Genomic DNA, 21,981 nt, shown 5'->3' with positions numbered 1-21,981 from the left:
TGCCTGTGGCATGAACCAGCGGATCTCTTCGCGGTCGAAGAACGATGCCCCACACTTCGGACACTGCTGGCGATGCGGATTGAACGAGTCCTCGCCTTGTGACTCTCGCCAACCGCAATCGCAGATGTTCACGTCAGTCGGCATCGGTGGTTCCTCCCGATCGGTCCTCCGCTGGAAGTGCGTCTTGAAGATGTCCCCAGACCCGACCATGCTGCTCTGGAACGCCGTGCTCGACGGATGCATCGGCAACGGCGTCGTGCGCTTTCGCCCCATCTTCGACGTCTGCGAGCGCTGACTGTGCCGCCTGTCGGCAGCGATAGCTGACATCCGGATACTCCTCGAGGGTCGATTCAGCATCTGCCACGTTCTCGATCGCCTCATCCAGGTGGTGATCGAGGACGTCGTCGCAGTTGTTGAGCTCGGCAGCTTCCTCGAGGAGCTCCTTGGCACGGCGGACGAGGGGTTCGACCTCTGGCTGGGGGTAGAGTTGCGGGCCTTCGCCGCGTCGATCGACCCAGAACAGTGAGTCGTCCTGTGTGAGGAGCATGTCTTCCTCGATCCCGCGGATCGCACACTTCTCACTGCAGAAGTAGGTCCGCTTCGCAGTCCGGAGGCCGACATCGTCATCGAACTCGAAGAGGCTGACGTCGATGCATTTGTCTCTGGGACGGGCTGATCCGTGCATCCCCTGGATCGTGCCGCCGCATGCTTCACATCTTGGCATCGTACTCACCCCCACAGTTCCCGCAGAACTCCATCTCGACAGTCTCAGCGTTCGGCGGGCCGACCTCGATCTCTCGCGTCTCGACGATGCTCGAGCCGCAGTCGAGACAGTTCCAGAACGGCTCCGTTCGGTAAGTGCCGTCACTCTGCATCGGGCGTGTCACCTCCGTCGCGATCAGTGATTGTCTGTAGTGACTGGCATAGGTGAACAGAGCTAGTCTTGCGTAAACAGAAATCGATAACGATATAGTCGCTAATCAAGATTGCGTTGACGAACTGGGTGAACAATATGACACAGCACAAGCGCGTCGTCGGTGTCTGTGAGTGCTGCGGGTCAGTGTATGCCGCAAAGGTGCTCTTGTCGGGGCGAATTCGTCCGATTGGACGGGCCCAGTGCTCCTGTGGAAGCAAGAGGTTCCGGCCGCTCGAGTGATCGGTACCGCTCGAGGAGTGCTCACTCACGGTCATAGCGCAACACGCTCCACGTGGTTTCGGTTCCGGATACTGTGACAGTCCGAGCAAAGTGTGATGTGCGGGTGGTCACAATCCGGGCCCGCTCGGTCTGGGAGATTGTACTCTTCGCGATGGACGTCCTCTCTCGAGAGGTCGAGCGTCTTCCCGCAGAGCGTAACGCCGCGAACGCTTTCGAAGTGCGTCCCCCAACCGTCGTTCGCCAGGATAACCATCGTCGTCACTCTGGATCACCGTCTTCGTTGACGACCGCGATGACTGCCTCAAGCAAATCCTCCCGGACCGACACCCCACAAGTCTTCCAAAAGTCGGCAAGGTCGCGGAACGTCTCGACCGGGACCTCGCAGCCGGCGGCCGTGGGATGCCCACCGCCGCCCAGTTGGTCGGCGATCTCGTGGCACTTCGCGAACGTCTCGCGATCGGAGTGCGAGTAGATCCCCATCCCGCCGTGGGGCTTCTGGATGATCGCGATGTCGTGGTCCATCTCTTCGACCAGGTCGTTCCCGATCTGGTTCGAGCGGCCGCCACGGACGTACGTGATCGCAACGTCGTATCCGCCGACACCGTACACGACCCGGTTCTCGATCGCCGCCTGCTCGAGCTCGCGATCGCGCTCGAGGCGCTCGTCGATTCGCTCCTGGACGTCGTCGGGAAGGTTGGCGCCGTGCTCAAGGACGACGTCGATGTACTCCCACGGACCGTCGACGAGCGACGCGAAGACGTTGAGCCGCTCGCTGCGGGGATCGTCTTTGATCCAGAGGTCGATGTCCTTCGTACACTCGGCGAGGTCCTTGTAGAGATCATCGAACGGGCCGAGTTCTCGTTCGATCAGCGACGCCGCACACTCGTCCTCGTCGATCACGACGCTGATACCGGCAGCCTCAAGATCTGCCACAAGCCCCTCATCCCATTGGTGGTGGTCGTACCAGATGATGGAACAATCGCGAGCGTTCGCGAGGGTTCCGAGATCGTCGACAACCGACTCGTTGTCGAGCGCAAAGTCACTGATGAAGATCGGCGTGCTGTGGACACCCGTCTCGAGTAAGTCTTCAACGACGTGTTCGAAGCGGTAGGGTCCGTTGTAGTCGATCGTCTTGACGGCGACATCGATAGTGTCGAGCGTACGCTCAAGGTGGTTCGTTAGAAGTGCCGCGCTACTCAGGCCATCCGCGTCCGTATGGCTGATCACGACGGCATCCGTCGGCGCGTTGAGACGCGATCGGAACTGTTCGCGAGCGCGCTTGCGCTCGATCGAGTCCGGGACCAGGTGTTCTGGCTGCGGTGTCTGGACCCACTCGTCGTAGTCCAGCGTCTCGCGAGAGAGTAGTGCGTCGTCAATCATCGGTCGCCTCCCAATCCCATACCTCGAGTTCGCCATCGAGGACCAGTTCCTGGATCTGTTCTGGATCCATCTCCGCAAGCGCGTCGCGGAGGTCTTGCACATCCCACGGCTCTGGGAGGTCGAACTCGGCCTGCGTGTCGATACGGAACGTAACTTGTCGATTAGTCATTGGAATTAGTGTCTGAGATTGCTTCTTGGGCTTGCTCGAGCGCTGCGCGTGCTGCCTCTGGATCGCCGCGTTCGAATGCTGCCTCGATCTCGTCTAGCGCGTCGGCCACGCGCTCAAGTTGGTCGCGTTCGGGTGCACCAATCTCGTCACGCCCCTTGTCTGTGAGTTCATAGAGGCCGCCGCCGATGTTCTCAACAAACTCGGCCGCGTTGAGTAGTTGGAGCCGGTTCTGTACATATTGCCGAGAGTAATCCAGCTTATCGGCGAGATTCTGCGGTGAATTTCGCCCTTCGGTAAGCGTGTTGAGGATTAACCCGTCGGCGTCGTTGGGTTCGTGAGCCATTTTCAGGTTCATTTCTCTGCCCTCGACTTGACCATGTTCCTTGACGGATTAAATGTTTGGTATAGCTAATACGCACGTACTTGACAAAGCAAACATTTATAGCAATGGCGCCTGTACTGTTGAGTAAGCACGGAACACCTCGGAGAATCTGAGGCCGGTGCTGAAGACACCGACCCCGTGCTGTGAAACAGCAATGAACGTTCAAACGCGAACCCTCGAAACGGTTTCGGAAGCACAGGAGGTCAACTGATGACGCGCAAATGCAAACAGTGCGGACAACTGACTAGTCCGAACCGGCGGATCTGTAAGGACTGCTCGCTCGAGAACCGGTACGGCGTCCCTTCGGACTACTTCGAGGACGACGAAGACGACCAGGAGGACGTCGAGACGAAGCGCGTCGAGTGTACCAACTGCGGAACGGAGTACAACCACGACGGCGACTGCGCCTGTCCCGACTGCGGGGCACGACGCCGGCGCTACATCGGGCCGATCGGCGGGCAGGCAGTTGCGACCGACGGAGGTGTCGACCAATGACGGTCGTTACAGATCACGAAGCTGTCGCACAGCGCGCGGAGGAACTCGAGCGCGAGGCCGCTCGCGAGATGCGTATCCGGGCGGAGGCTCGCGCGGTCGCCGGCTACGAGCCGACGGTCGAAGAGACAGACGGCTCGAAGATCATCGTCGCTGATGACGGTTCGGCCGTCGCGACTGACGGCGGCGAGACGCAGCCGATCGACGTTGGCGATCACGTCGAGGACGAACAGAACCCCGACGCGACGATGGTAGTAGTCAATCTCGACACGCTCCAAGCCGACGCGTACGAGATGGAAGACGGCCCAACAGTCGCGGACGTCAACACAGAGTACCCACCGGACGATGACGTCGTCGAGGTCGTCTACCCGAATCGAAAAGATCTCACCATCGAGGGGAAGAAGAAGTTCGCGTTCCCGAAGAGTCGTCTCGAGGTTGTTCATCGCGTCCACGATCGCGACGGTGACGACGGAGGTGAGAAGTGATGCAGGCGCGGAAGCGACTCAACGAACTCGCCCACAAGCGCGCGAACGCGTTCGACGCGACGATCTGCCACAACAAAGTCTACGAGACAGTCCAGGGCCACCACGATCACGGGCCTGACCTCCAGCGGTACGTCTCGGTCGCAGAGGACGTCTACGAGCTATCGGCCGACGAAGATCTCGAAGACCGCCGGATGGACGTCTTCGGTGCAGCGGAGACGGTCGACGGTCACATTGATGACGTCGTCGACGAAGTCACCGCCGCTGCGCTTGCCGACATGCTCGAGGTCATTGACGACTGGGGCGACGACTGGGACGACGCCGAGATTGAAGACGCGAAGTGCGAGGCTCGTGACTGGCTGCAGGGGCACTCCGAGGCAGCTGACCGAGCTGGCGTCTGGGAGAAGGTGACCGCGTGATGGCGGCCGCCGAGTCCGCCCACGACCCAACGGCCGGGATCGACGAGGCGACACTCACCCGCGACCGTCGCGGCGCCGAGCAGCCGATGGGGATCTGGCGGATCGCCGAGCGCCTCTGGGGCGTCGGATCTGGCAGTGGGTCGGAGTACTCTGAGTACGTTGTTGATCTTCGCGCAGGCCGTTGCACGTGCGACGACTGGATGCATCGGGGCAAGCCGGGAAGCGGGCAGATCGCCCGCTGCAAACACAGTGCAAGGGTCTTGATGGCCCTCGGTCGGATCCGCCCACCGGCCGACGCCGACGTCGATCGCGCGCTCGAGGCTCAGCGCACGAGGTGGTCGCAGTGAGTATCCAGACCGCGGACCTCGAGACGGCCGCCGAGACTGTCGGCGTGCACCCGACCGTTCGCGATGCCCGTGTCGTCGAGCACGACACGGATGCGGTTCCACGAGCACTCGAGATCGTCCTTGAGCGCGAGGTCGACCGCATCCCGCCAGGCGTGCTGGGGACGCTGGCCGATCATGACTGCGGTGTTGGATCAGTGCAGCAACAGGGCGCGTTCCTGATCGCAGTCGCGAAGTAGCTGTTCGCTGTTTTCTCTCGAGGTATTCCGCCAGAATTTCGACGTCTTAGAGCTTAACCAACACGCGAGAGGGTGTGACGGTTTTGTTGGTTAATTCGGCACAACGGTACCGGAGAAGGTACTCCGAATCTCCGTTGAAACACCTCTAAATCCCCAGTACTCTTTCGCAGCTAAAGCTATATACACACGTACATACTGAGATTAGGTATGGCAACTGACCGAAGCGCTAGCCAGCAGCCACCAGAGGACGAAATGCTGCCTGATGAGCGTGAGGTCATCGCTGAGCGTGCGTCCAATCTCAACGAACTCGAGGAAGACGAGTACCTCACAACTGACGATCTTGTCGATTCTCTCTACCGGGACTGATCGATCCATTCGCACCAGGCGTGGAAGTCCTCTGCACCACATTGATCGGCGATATTCCGGAGCGTGCCGGTTTTGATCCGGTCGTGCATCGGGACTGAGACGACGCGAACATCGTCGGAATTGGTCGGGTGTTCGTACCGGAGCCTTACGTGACTCCCCTCTCGACCGACGGTCCGAAACCGGTTCTTGGTCAGAGCCTTGACGATGTCGAGACCTGAAAAATCAGTTGTCGGCATTCGTCACTGCATGAACTCAGGAAGGCCATCAGCTGCTTCCCGATTCGCCTTCACTTCCTCGGGATCGAGTCCGAGATCTTCCAGTACCTCCTTCTCCTCTTCCCAAGAATCGATCGACTCTCCGACCTCACCGTTGTACAGAGCAACGGCCTCATCGAGATTCTTGAGGGCTTCAGTCCGTGTCTTCCCCTGACTGGCGACACCTGTTCCTTCGTCTTTTGCAACCCACCAGTCGTCCTCTTTCGTGAGCGTGATTCGCTCTTCGACAGGTGGTGTGCCGTTGGATCCAGTGTCCGTACTCATTGGTTGTCTGTATGGGGGATGGGTGGATAAGCATTCGGCCCGCTGCGGAACGGGACAGCATAACGTGACAACCACCTTCTTTTTGAGGAACCTGTTTGTTCTGTTGACTATGACACTTGATCCCGTCCACTTCGACGGTATCTCGAGGATTGCCGAGTTCGTCGAGTACGGCGTGGACGTTCAAGAGCATCGGCAGGTGGCAGAGAAAGTGTGGTCCAAGTCGCTTGACCCGCTCTTGGATGCAAATAAGAACCGGGTGATTCTGGAGTCATTAGACGGGTTGTCGCGACACAGAATCAATATCGAAGATGCGGGCCTGGCCGAACAACCGTTCGAGACGCAACACGCTGTCGATGCCGGAACGATCAACCCCACACAGTTCAAAAACGGGCTGGTCGTCGACGTCGCACAGGCAGCGATGGCGACAACACCATCTGATTTAGATCTGCACCGGTCGCGAACGGTCGTCTCAACCTTCCACTCGAACAACCACGAACTGAAGGTCAATGATGAGTGGCATACGTTCGACGACGATTACAGCCGAATGCGAGCGGTGAAGATCCCGCCACTATCAGGGGTTGCTGGGGGCGTTGTCCATGCGCTGGCGCTGTATTACGCAGAAAGCGAACATGCCCGCGTCCACTCAGATGCTGTTTCTGATCTCCTCATTTTGGATGGTCCCATCTATCCTCGAGGAATGCTTCGGTGGGGCGACCGAAACCATGACGCGTCCAACTTCCTCATTGAAAATCCGAGTCCGACGACTGTCCTAGAGAACTATGTTCGGCTCATTGAAGAGTTTGAAGAGCGCGGGATCCCGCTTGCTGGGTTCGTGAAGAACCCACAGCGGCGAATGATTACGCGAGCTGTAAAACGTGATCATGACGTTGACGTCGTCCCGTGGGCCGACGATGCAGCGTTCTTCACGCACGTCCTCGAAGTCGGAGAACGGGTGGACGATGTTGTTGGGGAGCGGTGGGAGCGTGACGACTCAGCGCTCACGTACACAAACTGGTTCCGCTCCCGTGGAGGGACAGACCAGCCCCTTTCAACCGATGGAAACGCCCTCGGCATCGAAAAGAAGCTTCCCGACGAGGATTACGAGGTTACGTTTTTCGTGGTCTACGACCCACGACGCGATCTTATCTACCGTGTTGAAGCCCCCTACGTGTTCACGAAGGAGCAAGATCGCCGTGATCGGTTGACGCTGCAGCTCCTCCAGGACGTTGCGGTTGCAGGTGGACCACCACAGATCGTTAAGAAGGCAGACGAGTTAGCCAAAATCGGGCGGGGAGAAAAGGACTCACTCAAAGAGTCTCTCGAGAAGCAATTCAACGCACCCGAAGACAAGACCGAAGATGACTATCGGTGGCCTCATTTATCTGATTGATCGGGACGGTCATTCTGGGGCGGTGTTGTCTGGCCTTTCCTGCTGATTGTCGAAATTCTGAATCCCCGCCATCTCAGGTATTAACCAACACAGGTCGGGAAACGGCTTGCGTGTTGGTTAAGATCGAACAGGCGACTTTGACCAGTCAACTATCCAGAACATTTACTGGTTGCAGGCCGAATGACCTGTTCATGAAACTCACTTTCAAGTCGATTCTGGGCTACTTGCTCGGGATCCCGATGCTACTTTTCGGAGCACTCGTTTGTTTCACCAGCTTCCTCAGCGGTGTCGTGCTGATCGTTGCTGGCATCGTTGCGATCCCGAAGACGCGGCGTGTATTCCAGGACCAGACAGGGATCGAATTTTCGACGGGAGCGGCCGCTGGCATCCCAACAATCCTGCTCATCGCCGGGATCGTGCTGCTCGCGATGACATCTGCCGGCACAGTCAGCGGGCCCGGAGATGAGGTTTCGAACGTCACGGTCGAGCACCAGGACCTCGAGGCCGAGCAACCAGATCACGAGCTCGCCGTGACCTACAACACCCGGGCACAGACGTCGGTCAACCCCGATCCGGACTCGATGACTCACTATTCAAGCGAAGACGGGCAGAAGTACCTCGTCGTCCGGATGGAGATCGAGAACCAGGGGACCAACGAAACCGAGCTGACGCCGCAACTGTTCCAGTTCGAGTCCGGTGGCGTCGTTCACGACTATCAGGGCTTGCTTGGCAGCGGTAATGGGCTCAGTAATGTGGCACTCGAGTCTGGTTCGACGTATCGTGCCTGGGTCGTGTTCTCGATTCCAGAGGATGCCACGCAAGGGACGCTCCGCGGATCGGATCAAGCCTTCTACGACGAAACCGTCTCGATTAGCTTCGAGCGGGACGGTTCGATGCCGATCGAGATGGAGACGTAGTCACTCTTCGTCGACGTCCTGGTCGTCAGTTGGCTCGAGCTCGTCCAGCTCCTCGAGCGGAATCTCGTCGGCCATGACCTGCTCGCCGAAGTCGGTCAGCCGGTACTCGCCCTCGCCAGTCTGTTCGACTAAACCGTATTCGACGAGAACCTTGCAGCGACCACTGGCGTGTTGTCGGGAATAGCCCGTGTTGAGGTGGATCGTCCGCGGTGTCTGGATCGCCGGCCGCCCACGGCGATCGCGCGTTGAGTAGAGAAACTCGAGGATAAGCGCATCGGCGGCCACCATCCAGCTCACCTGCCGATGCATTTCGGGCTCGTCCGGTCCGTTGGACGAGTTAGACATAATTTTGCTGATTAACTCGTCAGACGTACATATGCACCTTTAGAATGACGTGCGTACAGCAGAGCGTACGTACGTATAACTCTGTAATTCGCTAGCAATATCACTTTAGTGACTGTAGTCTGCACGTACTGGCGATGCCCAATGGATTCGGTAGATAAAACGCAAAGTCAGATCAGTTGCACAGTCACTTTCACTTTCACTCCGGCATCCACGAGACTTAAACAGGATATCACGCGACCCTCTGCATATGTACAGAGTTGATACCAGTGACCCTCTGCAGAAATGGCGCTGGGTCTGTCCAAGCCCGAAACGTCACTCCAATTGGCGGGTGACCGACGGCAAATTTGAATGCCGTTCCTGCGGGCGTACGTACGATGAGCTGGTCAACAACGAGACCGGCGATCGCGTCGCTCGAGACGAGATCGAGTTCGTCGGTCCGGACGCCGATTCAAAGGGACAGTTCGGAAAACCGACGGTAGGTGGCCGATGATCATACTTCGAAACAGACTATCTATGCGAAAAGGCGCTACTCGCCTGTTGGAGAGGGGCCATCGTGCGGCGATTTCCGCAAGCGGATCTCATCGCCGAACATATCAGCTACAAGCTCAAGCTCGTCTCCCTCTTCGAACCCTACGGACTGTAGGATCTCATCTGGAATCGAGACCACAGTACTTCCACCAGATGCTCGCAGATCCCGAGTCGCGTGAATGGTCTGGTTCTCTCGATCAATCTCCACTTTCCGTCCCATGGGGGGTACTTGCTGACTCTTACTCATGTATCTTCCTCAGTTCGTATATCACAACGCAGAATGATAAGTGTTAGGCACCGTGGCAAAGTCAGAGAGAAATAAGATTTAGACTCAGTGCTACCAAAGAGACTATTATGAACCAAAATAAAGTGAGTATTGATGAGTAGAGGGTCAAATGAAGCAGCAGACAAGATCTGTCGAGAACGCCCGATCCGGAGTGGTGGTGGCGGAACAAGCGTCATCACCATCCCACCGATTATCTTCGAATTCACCGAGTTCGGCGAAGAGGACGAGGTCGAACTCGAGGCCGACATCGGCGGCGACGAGATCGTGCTACGACGGCCCGACGCTGACGAACAGAACGAGAATTAGCCCTGTCCTGCGCGACCGGAATCGCTTGGTACCCGAGGCCGGGCGCGCAGGGGGCCAACCCCACACGCCACAATTACAATGACGCATGGAGCCACCGGGGAGAACAACCCCGGAACGGATAGCGGTATCGAATCGGTTGAAACTGAAGCGGCCACTGACACCAGTAGTCGGGCCGCCATCGCAACTGAGCGAATCGAGCAACAGGACTCACTCGAGATCGTCCTCGAGCAACTCGATTCCGAGCAGACCACCGACGAGTGGTGTGCAAGAGTCGACGGCGGTCCGGCATACGGCGAACATACTGGCCGGACACCGGGCGATGCACTCCACACACTGGCCGACCAGTTCGACACGATCGCCGACAAACCCACGGTCGCCACGGACGGCGGCCAGATCCGCAGCGATCTTTCGGCAGCGGAGGTCCACGAGCTCCGTCAGGACGTGTCGAAGTTCCAGACGCGGATTCTCGAGATTCTTGCCGAGGAGGATCGGTACGGACTCGCGGTCAAGCGCGAGCTCGAGGACTACTACGGGGAGAAGGTAAACCACGGACGGCTCTACCCGAACCTCGACGGCCTCATCGATTACGGGCTCGTCGAGAAGAGTCAACTCGACAGACGAACGAACAACTACGAGCTGACTGACGCGGGTCGAGCGTTTGTCGAAAACGATCTCGAGTGGCAGAACAGTCACGCCAACGAAGACAACGGAGGTGGGGAGTAGATGCCATCCCCCGATCTCGAGTCCCATGACGTCACCCTCGAGCAGTCGCTGACGCGCGAGGGAGACGAGGAAGTCGTCCGCTGGACTGCGACGGCCGACAGCGTCGATGTGACGCTCGGCTCCGACACGCCGGCCGGGGCGCTGCGTGCCCTCGCCGACGAGCTCGAGGTTAACGGAGGTGAGTCGGCGTGAGTTTTGAGACCGACGACTCCACCGGTGAGGTCCTCGAGGACGACGTCGACGAGACGGCAGCGCTGGTCCGCCGGCTCAAGGTTGCCCAGCGCTTCGACGACGCCGAGGCCCGCGCCGAGACGCTCGAGCCGCTGAAGGGCGGCCCGATGCTCGGCGCACACCGCTACCTCGTCACGGGCGAGCAGTCCGATGATGAGTGGATCGCGAGCTCCTACACTGTCGCAGTTGGATTCAACGGAGGTGAGTCCGCATGAACTGTGGACACTGTGGTGCGGACCTTCCGAGCCGCGCTCGCGAGGCGGTCGAAGACGGCGATCGCGACGAGATCGTCCTCCACGTCTTCAACCCCGAAGATGAGCCGTCGTTCGTCGTCAGTCAGACGGACGGCTACTGCGATCTTGAGTGCGCGAGTGAAGCGGTCGCCTACGACTTCATCGAGACGATGATGGGTCGGGCGCTCGCCGTCGACGGCGATCCCAGCGAAGACCGCCCCCGATCGTTCGAACACGCGGTCCGACTGCTGGTTCCGTCCGAGCACAGCGATCACATCAGCGAGGCGTACGAGCAAGCGATCGGCGACGACGGTGCCGAGATCGAAGCGGGTGAGTCGGCATGATCGTCGACGACGTTGAGACACCGTTCCCGATCAAAGGGGAACTCGAGCTGACGGAGTACGGACTTAGCCTGAGCGTTGACGCCGCATCGGAGTGGCTTAGCGAGTCCGAACACGGAAACCTCGTCGATAAAGCGGCTTCGGAGATCCGAAAGCGCCACGGTGAGGGCGTCACGGTCGAAGTCACGTGGTTCCGCAGCGGCCGTGTTGAACTCGGTGAAGTCGTCTCGAAGAGCGAGATTGCTCAGCTGCGCGAGAGCCATATCGACATCGCCTGCCACGAGACGGATGATGGCGATGTTCTACTGAAAATCGCCGGAAAAGTCGTCAAGACCGACAAGACCGGCGCACGGAAACTCACGGACGAGATTCTGACCGAACTCGATATCTGCGTCGGAGGTGACGCCTAATGCACGCCGCGATCCTCTACGTGCTCGAGGGCGAGCCCAACACGGGCGAACTCGAGCCGCGGATGACCGGCGAGTTCCCGGCGATCGACGTCGAGGGGACGGAGTACCTCGACGGGCAGACGATCTACCACGGCCAAGCCGCCGGCCGTATCATCGAGGAACGGAAGGTCCCGGCACCGACCAAGAAAGCAATCCTCGAGGAGACGATCGAGGTCACAGAGAAGGTCCAGACGGACTGGTACGCCGATCTCAAAGACGGCTGGGTCGGCATCAGCTCGTCAGATGGGGAGTTCCTGTTCGACTGGTTCGTCGGCACGGAAGGCGTCGTCCCGCAAGACGCACTGATCCGGCTCGATGCGTGGGCCGAAGACCTCGAGCGTCGTGACGACGCCAGCGTCTGGGCGGTCAGCTACTCGCAGTCCGAAGAGGACGGCCATGATGCCGATCGCGCTGGTGCGCAGTACCACGACGACGTCGCGACGCACAACATGCCAGTCGAAGGCAAGAGTGCAGTCGGCTTCACCTACGACTGGAACGGTAGCTACGTCCGCGGGATGGTCGCCGCGTCCGGCTACGTGGCCGCGTACAACGTCACGAACGCGGATGTCTTCGCGAAGTGGGTCGGTGAGGAGATCCTGCCGTACCTCGAGATCGACCGCGGTGATGACCAGCAGTTCCTCCGCGAGATCAAGGAGAAGCGCGAGTCGGACGAGACCGATCAGGACGGCAGCGATGGCGAGGCCGGCGAGTGCGAGAACTGCGACCGGGAGACCGACTCGATCCAGAAGACGCTCGTCGACACCGAGAGCGGCGACGTCATGAAGCTGTGCGTGGTCTGCCGTGACCACGTTCTCGAGACCGGAGAGGTGCCAGCATGACCGAGATCTGCCCCGTCTGCGGGGAGGATCCCGAGGCTGGCTACCGGTGTCAGAAGTGTGGAAAGGATCTGGTCGGTAGCGAGACCGAGACAGACGAGTCGGACGACCTCATGGCCGATGGCGGCTACGAGTACTACGCCCGGATCTCGGCGCCGAACAACCCCGAACACTTCGCGGTCCTGATCAACTCTCTCGAAGTCGGCGACAAAGTCGTCTGGAACGACCGCAGCGAGCCGTTCACAGTCACCGATATCGAGCGCGAAGAGTCAAGCCCAGACGGCATCGGTCGCTTCAAGAAGTGGCTGGTCGTCGAGAACCAGACTCGAGAGAACGGCGCCGAGTTCCGGATCCGCTTCGAAGAAGGTGCCGACCGCAGCCTCTCGCCGGGATCGTCCGGGTGGGATGCACGTTGCCAGGTCCAGCGCCAGATTGGCGATCGGGCCCTGAACGACGGCGGCTGGGGTCGCTGCGACGACGTCGAGTCACTCGCACACGTCAATCCAGTTGAGTCAGCCGAGCGTGACGGCAAGCGCGAGGTCGTGACCGACGGCGGCCAGACCAAGACGACCGACGTAATCGTCCTCGAGCAGATCGATTCCCTCGATGACGAAGGCAAGCACGGCGCGCCGATCGGCGCGCTCATCGAGGCCGTCCTGGAAGAGAGCGAGGTTTCGTTCAGCGCAATCTTCGAGACGGTCGACTGGCTTCACTCGCACGGTGAGATCTACTGTCCGGCCCGCGGCTACCTGCGGGAGACGCCAGAGATCGCACGTGAGGGAGACGGTATCGGAGGTGACGCGGCGTGAGCGACACCGACGAGAAAAGCGTTGCCGAGCACTGGCAGGAGCGGCTGACCGAGGCCCGCGTCCCGATCGGCGATGGACTCGAGCCCGAGCTGCTGGCTGATCGCTACGACGTCGAGACCGCTGCCGAGATCGAAGAGCTGACCACCCAGGCTACCAAGGAGATGATCCGCGGGGATCACACGCTCCTCGTCCTCGACGATCTGGATGCCGCCGAGGAGAAGCTCGAGGACGCGGGCGACTACGAGGTCGCGACGAATGGCGGCACTGACCGCCCCGAGGTCGTTTGCCTCTGTGGTTCCACGCGGTTCAAAGACGAGTATCGGGCGGCGAACCGCCGGTTTACGATGGAAGGGAAGGTTGTCCTTTCCGTCGGCTTATTCGGCCACGCTGATGGCCACGAGTTCTCCGACGAGGAGAAGGAGATGCTCGATGCACTGCACAAGCAGAAAATCGACCTCGCAGACCGCATCCACGTCATCAACGTCGACGGCTACATCGGCGACTCCACGCAGTCGGAGATCGAATACGCTCGGAAAACTGACACCGAGATCACCTACCTGGAACAGCCCGTCGTGACCGACGGAGGCACCAGTCACGTCCCAGAGAGGGATCTAAGCGTCCCTCTCGAGGATGCAGTTGGATACCTTCACATCGGCGTCGGTCCCGACTGTGACCCTGTTCCCGGCGAGGGTTACTGGATCCCGGTCGGCGAGCAGGAGTACGCCGAGGAACGGCACCCACCGCGTGGCCATGTCATCCAGTACCCGAAAGACGGCCGAGATCCATCTCGTGTCGGCGATCGGGATGTGCCAGACCATGTGCGAAATTGGGATTACCGAGGTGAGTCGGCATGAGCGACGCAGCGCCGACTCGCCACTCGATGCTCGAGACCAGCCAGTTCCTCGGATCCCAGCAGTACGACGAGCCGTCGGAGATCCAGCAACGGATCGGCTATACCGACCCACCGACGCACGTCAGCCTCTTCAGCGGCATCGGTGGCTTCGACCTTGGGTTCGCTCGAGCGGGGTTCAAGAACCTCGTCGCAGTCGAGCAGGGCGAACACGCCGCCGACACCTTCCGGCGGAACCTGATCGACGGCGATCACGGCGATCAGGACGAGCCACCTGTCCTGATGGAGCGCGACATCACGAAGGTCGCGACCTGGGAGATCCTCGAGGCCGCAGGCAAAGGCATCGGGGAGATCACCACGATCTCCGGCGGGCCGCCCTGCCAGGGCTTTTCGCACATCGGGAAGCGCGAAGAGGACGATCCGCGCAACGAGCTCTACCTCGAGATGGTCCGGATCGTCCACCAGGCCAAACCCGTGTCCTTCGTGATGGAGAACGTCCCTGGTCTGGCGACGATGCACGACGGCGAGGCGATCATGGAAGTCTGTGAGAACTTCGCCGCCGGCGGCTACCACGTCACCTGGGAGAAGGTCGACGCAGCCGACTACGGCGTCCCGCAGCACCGCGAGCGCGTGATCGTCATCGGCAAACGCGTCGACGTGATGGGGATGCCCGAAGAAGGCAATCCTCAGATCCACATCGGCGCGAAGCCGGGGGAGATCAAGCATCCGGAGTTCTTCCGCGAACGCCACGACCTCAACGAGCCCGACCAGGCGACGCTCGACGCGTTCGGGGACGACCCGGAGACGCTGGATGCGATGCTCGAGCAGATCATCCAGGAGGGGATGGCGGCATGAGCCGCGCTGGCTGGCACTACGGCTCCGTCGACGCCGCCCGCAGCGACGCCGGCGTCGGCGATCAAACTGACGAGTGTCGTAACGGGACGGTCGATTGCCCAGGCCCAGACGCCGACGTCGACGCACTCCCGTGCTTCCGGTGCCTGCTCGATGGCGCTGACGGCGATCGGAGCGTTGCGACTGACGGAGGTGAGAAAGCGTGAGCGACGCGTTCCTCCTCGAGGCCATGCAGTTGGACGACGTCTCCGTCGGTCGCGACGGCGGCGATATCGTCGTCAGCTGCCGTGACCACGACGGCCGCAGCGAGATCGAGACTGAGGGCATCCACGACCTCGTCGACGATCACGGCCTCCAGGTCACGAACACGATCGTCGACTTCGACGCCGGCGAGGTCCGGCACGTCATCGGAGGGTCGACAACCGATGACTGAGACAGACTCCGCTGACCAAGAACCTGTGACGGACCCGCTCTCGCAGGGCGATTATCAGTGGGTCCAAGCTTCCGCACGCGATCTGTACGAGCTTCCCGATCCCGGTGACGAACTCCGGCTCGAGGAGTTCCCGGAGGAGCTCCAGAAGATGTGGCGCCAGCTGAGGCAACACAACGTGATCCTCCTGGCCGGGAAGACTCAAGTTCGCGGTGGTGACTGGCGCAATCTGTGGACGGTCAATCAAGCCGCTGCAGAAATCGTTGAGAAGCACCGAGAGGTCGCGAAGGAGTCCGATACGATCCTGCCGTGTGACTGCACCACCGACGCGATCCGGAACCCCAGGGACGTTGACGGTATCGAGTGCAAGATCTGTGAGGAAGTCTTCGACCGCGAAGAGATCGATCGGGGTGGTCGGGCGTGATGTCCGACCTCTCGCAGTTCGGCGGCGGGATCGAACAGTCGGAAACCGGTACCGAGGAAGGAGATAGCAGCGACAGTCGCTACAAGTACAAGGCTGGGCGCTGCCGCGGCATCACGAACGACGGTGACCGGTGCCGTGCGTCGGCTAGCGAGGGAGACCTCTGCTACAACCACGATCTCGACGATCACTGCGTGACGATCGACTCCGACGCGATCACGCTGATCGAGTGGACGTCGCGAACGAAGTTCGAGAACCTCGAGGACCTCGACGTCGACGAGGACCTCATTCGCGAAGCGGTCCACAACGTGGTCGGACTCCGAGGGAGACCGCTACCGGTATACGAGGAAGGGATCTGGCTGCCCCAGAGGTTCTGCGAGGCCGACCAACTAATCGTCCGGACGCCGGCGAAGACCACGGACTCGCGCCGGACTGGTGACGAGCCACAGCGCCGTATCTCCTCGCTCGCAACTGCCGATGACTGGGATCCAGACTATTTGGTGGGCGAAGGTCGGACTGCTGAGATCCGTAACGAGGAATGTCTGCCCGGCGAGGACGGCGTCCCGAAGATTGGACTGAAGATCGCCGGTGAGGAGCAGCGCTGGTTTCCCGTCGAGATCGAAGGAGGTGAGCTCCCGTGAGCCCAACGGAGCGCGGACTCCTCACGCTCGCGGTCGGGATCGTGCTGCTCGCGACCATCGCGTACGGGTGGTCGCTGTGAGCTACAGTCAGGAGTGCGATGGCTGCGGGAAGACGATAACCGCCGCAGCGAGCTTCTGCCCCTTCTGTGGAGACGAACAGGGTAGAGACCAACAATGACTCCGTCAGACAGGACTATGCATTTTAAGTACGGTTACCGACAACAAGGGAGACAGCAAGCAAGAGCCAACGAAGAACACACGCGTCGCTGGAGAACGTTAGAGCCAGGGGGTAGGATATCTGGCTCTTGCACGTTTCTCCACATAAGCCTACCGGACGAAGAGCGGCGGCGCTGTGATACACGTCCGGTCAAAAACGCCGTGAACACAGGAGAGACAGGTCTACGCAGCCGTTTCAGCCGTCAGAACGAGGTGGGACGATGAGCGACTGGTGGGAAGTCGTCCTCTGTGGGCAGTGCAAGAACCCGTGGATCGTCGAGCAGCACGACCGCCGAACACAGGACTCGGTATCCTGCCCGAACTGCCCGAACGAGGTCACGGCGCCGAGGGTCGTCAAAAAGGCCGACAGTCACGAAGGTGCTGCTGAGCTTCGTGCGCAGTATCTGGCGAAGGAGGCAGACTGTGAAGAGGTCTACACCGATTTCCGCGACGAGTGGGGGCCGTGGAACGCCCAGCTCGAGGCGGTCGAGGACCGAACCGCGAAGGTATCGGACGAAGCGCTTGTCGAGTTCGTCACCGCTGACGAAGCGATCGCTCACTACTACGACGATTCCGACAGCCGCGACGCCCACTTGAGCCCTGACACCGAGGACTACCGACATCGGTATCAAGACCTCGCGGACGCGGTCGCCGAACAGACTCGACTCGAGCACCGCGAGATGTTCTCTGAACAGGTTCCCGATGAGCGTGCCAGCTGGAAGATCTTCCAGTCGCGCGTCGACGAACTGCTCGATGGATTCGCCGATCGACCCGATCCGGACGACCTGCCGCGGGGCGAGATCACTCCGACCGACCAGACGCTCGCATCTGTCGTCGTCGACCTTGATAAGGATGCGACGGTGACCGATATCTGGGAGCAGTTGTTCGAGAGTACGCGTGTCCGCGAAGTCCTTGCCGAGTCAGTCCGAGGAGTCCTTGCGGGCCTCGATCCTGCCGAGTGTCACGAGGTTCTCGAGGATGAACACATCCCGTTCTGGGTCCGGTCGCCGATCATCAACGCGGCCCGCGGAGATTCACGGGAAGCGTGGCGTGTCGCCGTCGACGTCATCCCGTCGATGCACGAGCATCCACTGGCTGCGACCGAGGACCTACTCGCAACGGCCACGCTGTTCGGGGGCACCGAAACTGGGGTGGCACTGGCTGCGATCGTCCACGAAGAGTGGCTCGACCGCAAGCGAAGTCAGCGCGAAGATATCTGCGAACTGCTAGCGATCCTCGCTTCGAATCTCGATGTCCGCGTCGCTTCGAGTGGGATCGTCCTGCAGCAACTGGCCGATCGCCATCGACTCGACCTCCCCGGCGTTAGCGAGTGGGGGAGTCAACGCCGCACAGAAACTGGCATCGCAGATCTCGTGAACGACGGCATGGCCGCACTCGATCACGACGGTCGGGAGGTTGCGATCCTCCGGACGCTCTACGAGGATGACGGCGATGCGCTGTCCTACGGGCAACTCTACGCCGAATTCCAGTGTGATGAGTCTCGTGTTCGGCAATGCATCTCAGAACTCGTGAGCCTCGAGCTCGTAAATCGGTTCGGTCCGCAGACCGGTCGGATGGTTGAGCTTCTCGAGGCCGGCGAAGCCGTTCTCGAGACGTTCGACAAGGAAACCGCACGACAGCGCCGGATTGAGTCCTTCGTTAGCGGCGATGGACAAAGCCGTTCGAAGGGCCGTGTAAACACGCACACGGGAAGGGTGGGGGAGGACGGCCCCCAGGAGCCGCCGGCCAAGGCGGCTGGTCCGTGGAAGACCGCCTTCCTCGGCAGCGCCGAGCACGCAGGGGCCGCTGCAGCGGCCGCAGACGGCGGTGTCACGCTGGTTCCCGGCGACGTCGGCGAGGAGAACGACCGCGTTCGCCGGGTCAGCTACGATGCCGATCGTGACGAGGTCGTCGTCGCTGTTCGAGGAGCCGATCCCACCACCTATGTGGCCAGCAGTGCGATCGCGTTAACCTGGCCGACCTTCCTCGAGAAGGTCTTTTCGAATGGTCGCCTCGAGGCGATCGACGATCCGCCGATCATCGTTCGCGAAGCCCGGTGTATCGGTGGAGCGACCGACGACGCTCTCGAGGACCAGTCCGAGTTCATCGAGAAACTGGCCGACTGGGGCAAGGAGATCGGCGACATGACTCGCCAGCTGAAACACGGCGAATACGGCGAGTTCGACGGTCGAGATGCCTTCCGGTCGGAGATCCTCCGGAAGTCACACGGCCTCTTCGGGACGATGGCACATCTCCTCGACGCGGTCGGCGTCGACCTCGTCCGGGAGATCCGTGTCCCCCCGAAGGCCGACCGAGAACGCCAGCTGGGCCAACTCGCTCGGTCCATCGCTGTCTCGGCGGCGATCCAGTCGACGTACAAGGACTGCTTTGCCTGCTACCGGCAGCTGTTCGAGGGTCGCGAAGAGAAGCGAGAGCGGGCCCTCGTCCCGTCCGTCGACGCCGCGGATCCGTACGGTGACCTCATCGGATCGATCGTCATCCGTGGCCCAGACATCCACCGCCTCGAGCCGTATCTCCGGTCGCGTCTCGAGGATCCCGAAGAGGAACACGAGGACGCTCTCGAGATCGCCGTCCAGGTCCCGATCGAGGACGTCGGTCGGCAGGCTTTCGCCGAGACGGCGGCCCGGATCCTCGGCGCAAAGAACCTCCGACCGACGTCGGAGGCCGTCTCGCTGCTTCACGGCCTCGTTGAGACGCCTCACGACGCAGCCGAGGGGCTCCATCAACGCCTCCAGGAGGAAGACGAGCGTCGCGAGGTCCGACCGGACGAAGTTCGGAAAGCGCTCGCCGGCGTCGACGCCGCAGCGCTGTGTCCCGACCTGCCGCGGTCGGTCGGCGTCATCCTCAAGACGCTGCTCGAGGCCGAAGAACCGCTTTCGAAGGCAGAGCTTGCCGAACGCTCCGGGAAGTGCGAGAAGACGGTCGGTCGCCACGAGGCCAAACTCGAGGCGCTGGGGCTACTCGAGATCTCCGAGGACGGCTACCGCGTCGAACTCTCGTTCCCGGAACAAGCGGAGCGACGCAATCCGGTCGTTCCCGAGACCGTCGCGACGCCATCGTTCCTGGACGTCGTCGACGCGCTGCTCGACGCCACACTTCCACCAGCACGGTACGCCGATCCGGACGACGCCCTCGGCGGGCTGCTGTGGGATCCGCCGAACCCTGGCGGTATCCTCGAGGACGACGATCTCCGACCGTGGGGCGAGCTCGCCATCCGGTTGCTCGACGTCGAGCTGCATGATCAGGGACCGACGACCGTTTCGATGGGGCCCGGCCCGGCAGTGATCCAGCAGTCGCTACCGACGACGGAGGACTCGAGAGAGGTGGGAGCATGATCGAATCGATCGCTCTCTACGCTGGCGGCGTTGCTGTCGGCGCGGCCGTGACGACGATGCTCTTCATATTCCGATTCGAGACTCGGTCGAAGGTCACGGAGACGCTTTTGGTCGAGACGATCGGCCAGCACGCGTTCCTTCGAGCGACCAAGGAGGTCGTCGACGACGAAACAGACGAACAGATCAAGGCGCGCGGGCAGGAGATCCTCGAAGAGGAGTACGACCTCGATGTCGTCGACGTCGGAGGTGAGTCCGATGCCTAAGTATGAGCCAGATACCTCTCACTGGGATGAGGAACCGGACGATCCACCGGCGTGGCGAGAAGACACGTCGGCAAAGGACATCACTCTCGACGTCCAGCTGCACGACCAGGGCTACCAGACAGACGAGAAGTGGACCGTCCACTGCACGGACCGCCTCGAGAACGAGGGGATCATCGCTGGCTACGCCATCAAACACACGAACAAGGGCAACTACTGGCGCGACGGTGAGCGCTGGCGTGACGCCGTCGACTTCGTCGATCTCCCGTTGCGCGTCCGCCAGCGCGTTGCTGCCGTGTTGAACCGCGACCTCGAGGAGATCACGCCTCCGTCTCGGACCATCCATCGCGAGGACGGCACGGGACTGGCCGATGATCTCGAGGACGAACCCGGGACCGTCGAGTGCGTCCACTGCGGCGACGACGTCCTGGAGGACGCGATCGTCGATCACCACACGACCGAACATCCGAACCGGCGCTACGACCCCATCTGGTACCAGTCTCTTTCGGACGGTGGTTACAATGAGTAGCGTTCAGCGCTTCGCGTTGACTACTATCTTGGGGAGCCTCGTGTTCCTCTGGTGGGCTTCTGACTCACACCTCATTTGGATGGCCTATGGAGCGGGTACAGCAGCCGGAATAGGTATTTGCACACTCATGCTCGCGATTGTCTCTGACCGAGGTGAGACCGATGAGTAAGACGGCCGGAGACGTCTCGACAGACACGCCGAAGGTCACAGAGTGTCCCGTTCGAGCAGCCGAGCACTACACTCGCCATAACGACCGGCACTACGCAACCCGGGGGGAAGTCATCGGATCCCTCGCTCGCGGCGGCAGCTCGCTCGAGGAGGCTCATGCAGCGATCCACGACGAGCTCGGCGACGGCCTACTCCGACCGCCGGACGACCCCACTCATCTCGACCCAACGACAGACGCTGAGGCGCTCTTAGCGTTCCTCGAGAGCTACCTCGAGCACGCAGAGGAACCGGATTCGGATCTGGTGGGGCAGATCAACGCTCGCCGGCAGGAGCTCCGCGACGGAGGGGATGCTTGATGTCGAACGACGTTACAGAACGCCCACTCGGACCGTTCAGCAATCTTGTCTGCTGGCTCAAAGGTCACGAATGGGAGGATTCGCCGCTCACAGGCATGGACGAATGCGCCCGGTGCTGGAAACTCGAGCGTTCTGCGGAAACGGAAACAGATCGACAACGGGGTGTCGACGATGCCGAGTGACACCGACACGCCGGTCGCTGTCCGCGAGGGCACCCCAACCCAGAAACTCGTCTATAAGGTCCTCGATCACGCCGACGACGCCCTCGATCAGGCTGCGATCGCAGAGCGGTCCCTCCTCCCAAAGCGAAGCGTCCGAGAAGCACTCGGCCACCTCGAGGACGCCGGCGTAGTCGAGTCGACGACCTACATGCCTGACGCCCGGAAGAAGATATACAGGCTTGACAAGTGACCTATTAGGTCGCTATACGACTCCTTATCTAAGATAAGTACCATATCTGGTAGTAAGTCAGATACCTCTGGGGCTCGCCGAACAGGCCGCCGGCTCGGATCGCCGGCCGTCTTTGTCCAGCAGCCCCGG

General features: G+C 60.9%; 35 protein-coding genes. 27 read left to right on the top strand and 8 right to left on the bottom strand.

The window, feature by feature from the left end; translation table 11 throughout:
- Positions 1 to 133 precede the first annotated feature (133 nt).
- The 5 genes from NDI89_RS23035 to NDI89_RS23015 form a co-directional block, all read right to left on the bottom strand.
- Positions 134 to 724, bottom strand: coding sequence for a hypothetical protein (locus NDI89_RS23035; protein WP_277525126.1), 591 nt, complete (start codon positions 722 to 724; stop codon positions 134 to 136).
- Positions 711 to 875 (bottom strand): hypothetical protein, encoded by a 165-nt coding sequence (locus tag NDI89_RS23030; RefSeq protein ID WP_277525124.1) that lies wholly within the window; start codon positions 873 to 875, stop codon positions 711 to 713. The genes NDI89_RS23035 and NDI89_RS23030 overlap by 14 nt, the downstream gene beginning before the upstream one ends.
- Positions 876 to 1,414: 539 nt before the next feature.
- Entirely contained in the window at positions 1,415 to 2,536 is a 1,122-nt protein-coding gene (locus NDI89_RS23025) for a DHH family phosphoesterase (protein WP_277525122.1), read from the bottom strand.
- Complete coding sequence (locus tag NDI89_RS23020; RefSeq protein WP_277525120.1) at positions 2,529 to 2,705, bottom strand: hypothetical protein; 177 nt, start codon at positions 2,703 to 2,705, stop codon at positions 2,529 to 2,531. Before NDI89_RS23020 ends, NDI89_RS23025 begins: the two co-directional genes overlap by 8 nt.
- The gene (locus tag NDI89_RS23015) at positions 2,698 to 3,060 is read right to left on the bottom strand and encodes a hypothetical protein (protein WP_277525118.1); all 363 of its coding nucleotides are present in this window, start codon (positions 3,058 to 3,060) and stop codon (positions 2,698 to 2,700) included. Before NDI89_RS23015 ends, NDI89_RS23020 begins: the two co-directional genes overlap by 8 nt.
- A 237-nt stretch (positions 3,061 to 3,297) precedes the next feature.
- Between NDI89_RS23015 and NDI89_RS23010 the strand changes: the two genes are divergently transcribed.
- The 6 genes from NDI89_RS23010 (at position 3,298) to NDI89_RS22985 (ending at position 5,429) form a co-directional block, all read left to right on the top strand.
- Positions 3,298 to 3,582: a hypothetical protein gene (locus NDI89_RS23010; RefSeq protein ID WP_277525116.1), complete on the top strand. Its 285-nt coding sequence runs from the start codon at positions 3,298 to 3,300 to the stop codon at positions 3,580 to 3,582.
- Entirely contained in the window at positions 3,579 to 4,064 is a 486-nt protein-coding gene (locus NDI89_RS23005) for a hypothetical protein (protein WP_277525114.1), read from the top strand. Before NDI89_RS23010 ends, NDI89_RS23005 begins: the two co-directional genes overlap by 4 nt.
- Positions 4,064 to 4,480, top strand: coding sequence for a hypothetical protein (locus NDI89_RS23000; RefSeq protein WP_277525112.1), 417 nt, complete (start codon positions 4,064 to 4,066; stop codon positions 4,478 to 4,480). Before NDI89_RS23005 ends, NDI89_RS23000 begins: the two co-directional genes overlap by 1 nt.
- Positions 4,480 to 4,827, top strand: coding sequence for a hypothetical protein (locus tag NDI89_RS22995; RefSeq protein ID WP_277525110.1), 348 nt, complete (start codon positions 4,480 to 4,482; stop codon positions 4,825 to 4,827). The genes NDI89_RS23000 and NDI89_RS22995 overlap by 1 nt, the downstream gene beginning before the upstream one ends.
- The gene (locus NDI89_RS22990; RefSeq protein WP_277525108.1) at positions 4,824 to 5,063 is read left to right on the top strand and encodes a hypothetical protein; all 240 of its coding nucleotides are present in this window, start codon (positions 4,824 to 4,826) and stop codon (positions 5,061 to 5,063) included. The genes NDI89_RS22995 and NDI89_RS22990 overlap by 4 nt, the downstream gene beginning before the upstream one ends.
- 207 nt (positions 5,064 to 5,270) lie before the next feature.
- Positions 5,271 to 5,429 (top strand): hypothetical protein, encoded by a 159-nt coding sequence (locus NDI89_RS22985; protein ID WP_277525105.1) that lies wholly within the window; start codon positions 5,271 to 5,273, stop codon positions 5,427 to 5,429.
- On the opposite strand, the gene NDI89_RS22980 is transcribed toward NDI89_RS22985, so the two are convergent.
- Together NDI89_RS22980 and NDI89_RS22975 are read right to left on the bottom strand one after the other, a co-directional pair.
- Positions 5,417 to 5,665: a type II toxin-antitoxin system HicA family toxin gene (locus NDI89_RS22980; protein WP_277525104.1), complete on the bottom strand. Its 249-nt coding sequence runs from the start codon at positions 5,663 to 5,665 to the stop codon at positions 5,417 to 5,419. The genes NDI89_RS22985 and NDI89_RS22980 overlap by 13 nt on opposite strands.
- Before the next feature lie 3 nt (positions 5,666 to 5,668).
- Complete coding sequence (locus tag NDI89_RS22975; protein WP_277525101.1) at positions 5,669 to 5,968, bottom strand: type II toxin-antitoxin system HicB family antitoxin; 300 nt, start codon at positions 5,966 to 5,968, stop codon at positions 5,669 to 5,671.
- Positions 5,969 to 6,077: 109 nt separating this feature from the next.
- On the opposite strand from NDI89_RS22975, the gene NDI89_RS22970 reads away from it, so the two are divergent.
- Together NDI89_RS22970 and NDI89_RS22965 are read left to right on the top strand one after the other, a co-directional pair.
- A complete protein-coding gene (locus tag NDI89_RS22970) occupies positions 6,078 to 7,358 on the top strand; it encodes a DNA double-strand break repair nuclease NurA (protein WP_277525099.1) in 1,281 nt (426 codons plus the stop codon).
- A 110-nt stretch (positions 7,359 to 7,468) separates the two neighbouring features.
- A complete protein-coding gene (locus NDI89_RS22965) occupies positions 7,469 to 8,275 on the top strand; it encodes a DUF4352 domain-containing protein (RefSeq protein WP_277525098.1) in 807 nt (268 codons plus the stop codon).
- Here the strand turns inward: NDI89_RS22965 and NDI89_RS22960 are convergent, their stop codons facing one another.
- Entirely contained in the window at positions 8,276 to 8,620 is a 345-nt protein-coding gene (locus NDI89_RS22960) for a helix-turn-helix domain-containing protein (protein ID WP_277525096.1), read from the bottom strand. It lies immediately after the preceding gene.
- 907 nt (positions 8,621 to 9,527) lie between these two features.
- On the opposite strand from NDI89_RS22960, the gene NDI89_RS22955 reads away from it, so the two are divergent.
- From NDI89_RS22955 to NDI89_RS22865, 19 genes are all read left to right on the top strand, one after another.
- The gene (locus tag NDI89_RS22955; RefSeq protein WP_277525094.1) at positions 9,528 to 9,740 is read left to right on the top strand and encodes a hypothetical protein; all 213 of its coding nucleotides are present in this window, start codon (positions 9,528 to 9,530) and stop codon (positions 9,738 to 9,740) included.
- Positions 9,741 to 10,133: 393 nt separating this feature from the next.
- Positions 10,134 to 10,463, top strand: coding sequence for a PadR family transcriptional regulator (locus NDI89_RS22950; RefSeq protein WP_277525158.1), 330 nt, complete (start codon positions 10,134 to 10,136; stop codon positions 10,461 to 10,463).
- Entirely contained in the window at positions 10,464 to 10,655 is a 192-nt protein-coding gene (locus tag NDI89_RS22945; RefSeq protein WP_277525092.1) for a hypothetical protein, read from the top strand.
- Positions 10,652 to 10,909 (top strand): hypothetical protein, encoded by a 258-nt coding sequence (locus NDI89_RS22940; RefSeq protein WP_277525090.1) that lies wholly within the window; start codon positions 10,652 to 10,654, stop codon positions 10,907 to 10,909. Before NDI89_RS22945 ends, NDI89_RS22940 begins: the two co-directional genes overlap by 4 nt.
- A complete protein-coding gene (locus NDI89_RS22935; RefSeq protein WP_277525088.1) occupies positions 10,906 to 11,271 on the top strand; it encodes a hypothetical protein in 366 nt (121 codons plus the stop codon). The genes NDI89_RS22940 and NDI89_RS22935 overlap by 4 nt, the downstream gene beginning before the upstream one ends.
- Entirely contained in the window at positions 11,268 to 11,678 is a 411-nt protein-coding gene (locus NDI89_RS22930; protein WP_277525086.1) for a hypothetical protein, read from the top strand. The genes NDI89_RS22935 and NDI89_RS22930 overlap by 4 nt, the downstream gene beginning before the upstream one ends.
- On the top strand, positions 11,678 to 12,556 hold the full coding sequence (locus tag NDI89_RS22925) for a hypothetical protein (RefSeq protein WP_277525083.1): 879 nt from the start codon (positions 11,678 to 11,680) through the stop codon (positions 12,554 to 12,556). The genes NDI89_RS22930 and NDI89_RS22925 overlap by 1 nt, the downstream gene beginning before the upstream one ends.
- Positions 12,553 to 13,362 (top strand): hypothetical protein, encoded by an 810-nt coding sequence (locus NDI89_RS22920; protein ID WP_277525080.1) that lies wholly within the window; start codon positions 12,553 to 12,555, stop codon positions 13,360 to 13,362. The genes NDI89_RS22925 and NDI89_RS22920 overlap by 4 nt, the downstream gene beginning before the upstream one ends.
- Complete coding sequence (locus NDI89_RS22915; protein WP_277525079.1) at positions 13,359 to 14,216, top strand: hypothetical protein; 858 nt, start codon at positions 13,359 to 13,361, stop codon at positions 14,214 to 14,216. Before NDI89_RS22920 ends, NDI89_RS22915 begins: the two co-directional genes overlap by 4 nt.
- 26 nt (positions 14,217 to 14,242) lie before the next feature.
- The gene (locus NDI89_RS22910; RefSeq protein WP_277525156.1) at positions 14,243 to 15,067 is read left to right on the top strand and encodes a DNA cytosine methyltransferase; all 825 of its coding nucleotides are present in this window, start codon (positions 14,243 to 14,245) and stop codon (positions 15,065 to 15,067) included.
- The gene (locus tag NDI89_RS22905) at positions 15,064 to 15,270 is read left to right on the top strand and encodes a hypothetical protein (protein ID WP_277525077.1); all 207 of its coding nucleotides are present in this window, start codon (positions 15,064 to 15,066) and stop codon (positions 15,268 to 15,270) included. The genes NDI89_RS22910 and NDI89_RS22905 overlap by 4 nt, the downstream gene beginning before the upstream one ends.
- The gene (locus NDI89_RS22900; RefSeq protein WP_277525075.1) at positions 15,267 to 15,497 is read left to right on the top strand and encodes a hypothetical protein; all 231 of its coding nucleotides are present in this window, start codon (positions 15,267 to 15,269) and stop codon (positions 15,495 to 15,497) included. The genes NDI89_RS22905 and NDI89_RS22900 overlap by 4 nt, the downstream gene beginning before the upstream one ends.
- Positions 15,490 to 15,918: an SGNH/GDSL hydrolase family protein gene (locus NDI89_RS22895; protein ID WP_277525073.1), complete on the top strand. Its 429-nt coding sequence runs from the start codon at positions 15,490 to 15,492 to the stop codon at positions 15,916 to 15,918. The genes NDI89_RS22900 and NDI89_RS22895 overlap by 8 nt, the downstream gene beginning before the upstream one ends.
- Positions 15,918 to 16,556, top strand: coding sequence for a hypothetical protein (locus NDI89_RS22890; RefSeq protein WP_277525071.1), 639 nt, complete (start codon positions 15,918 to 15,920; stop codon positions 16,554 to 16,556). Before NDI89_RS22895 ends, NDI89_RS22890 begins: the two co-directional genes overlap by 1 nt.
- A 437-nt stretch (positions 16,557 to 16,993) precedes the next feature.
- Complete coding sequence (locus NDI89_RS22885; protein WP_277525069.1) at positions 16,994 to 20,128, top strand: helix-turn-helix domain-containing protein; 3,135 nt, start codon at positions 16,994 to 16,996, stop codon at positions 20,126 to 20,128.
- Positions 20,125 to 20,391: a hypothetical protein gene (locus tag NDI89_RS22880; RefSeq protein ID WP_277525067.1), complete on the top strand. Its 267-nt coding sequence runs from the start codon at positions 20,125 to 20,127 to the stop codon at positions 20,389 to 20,391. Before NDI89_RS22885 ends, NDI89_RS22880 begins: the two co-directional genes overlap by 4 nt.
- A complete protein-coding gene (locus NDI89_RS22875; RefSeq protein ID WP_277525065.1) occupies positions 20,384 to 20,917 on the top strand; it encodes a hypothetical protein in 534 nt (177 codons plus the stop codon). The genes NDI89_RS22880 and NDI89_RS22875 overlap by 8 nt, the downstream gene beginning before the upstream one ends.
- Positions 20,918 to 21,078: 161 nt before the next feature.
- Positions 21,079 to 21,441 carry a hypothetical protein gene (locus NDI89_RS22870; protein ID WP_277525063.1) on the top strand — a complete coding sequence of 121 codons (363 nt, stop codon included), beginning with the start codon at positions 21,079 to 21,081 and terminating at the stop codon, positions 21,439 to 21,441.
- Positions 21,442 to 21,612: 171 nt separating this feature from the next.
- Entirely contained in the window at positions 21,613 to 21,852 is a 240-nt protein-coding gene (locus NDI89_RS22865) for a helix-turn-helix domain-containing protein (protein WP_277525061.1), read from the top strand.
- Positions 21,853 to 21,981 lie beyond the last annotated feature (129 nt).

Origin of the sequence: Natrinema salsiterrestre, assembly GCF_029502005.1 — an archaeon.
Classification (GTDB): domain Archaea; phylum Halobacteriota; class Halobacteria; order Halobacteriales; family Natrialbaceae; genus Natrinema; species Natrinema salsiterrestre.
Note: the sequence above shows the minus strand (reverse complement) of the source record. Positions and strands in the feature narration are given on the sequence as shown.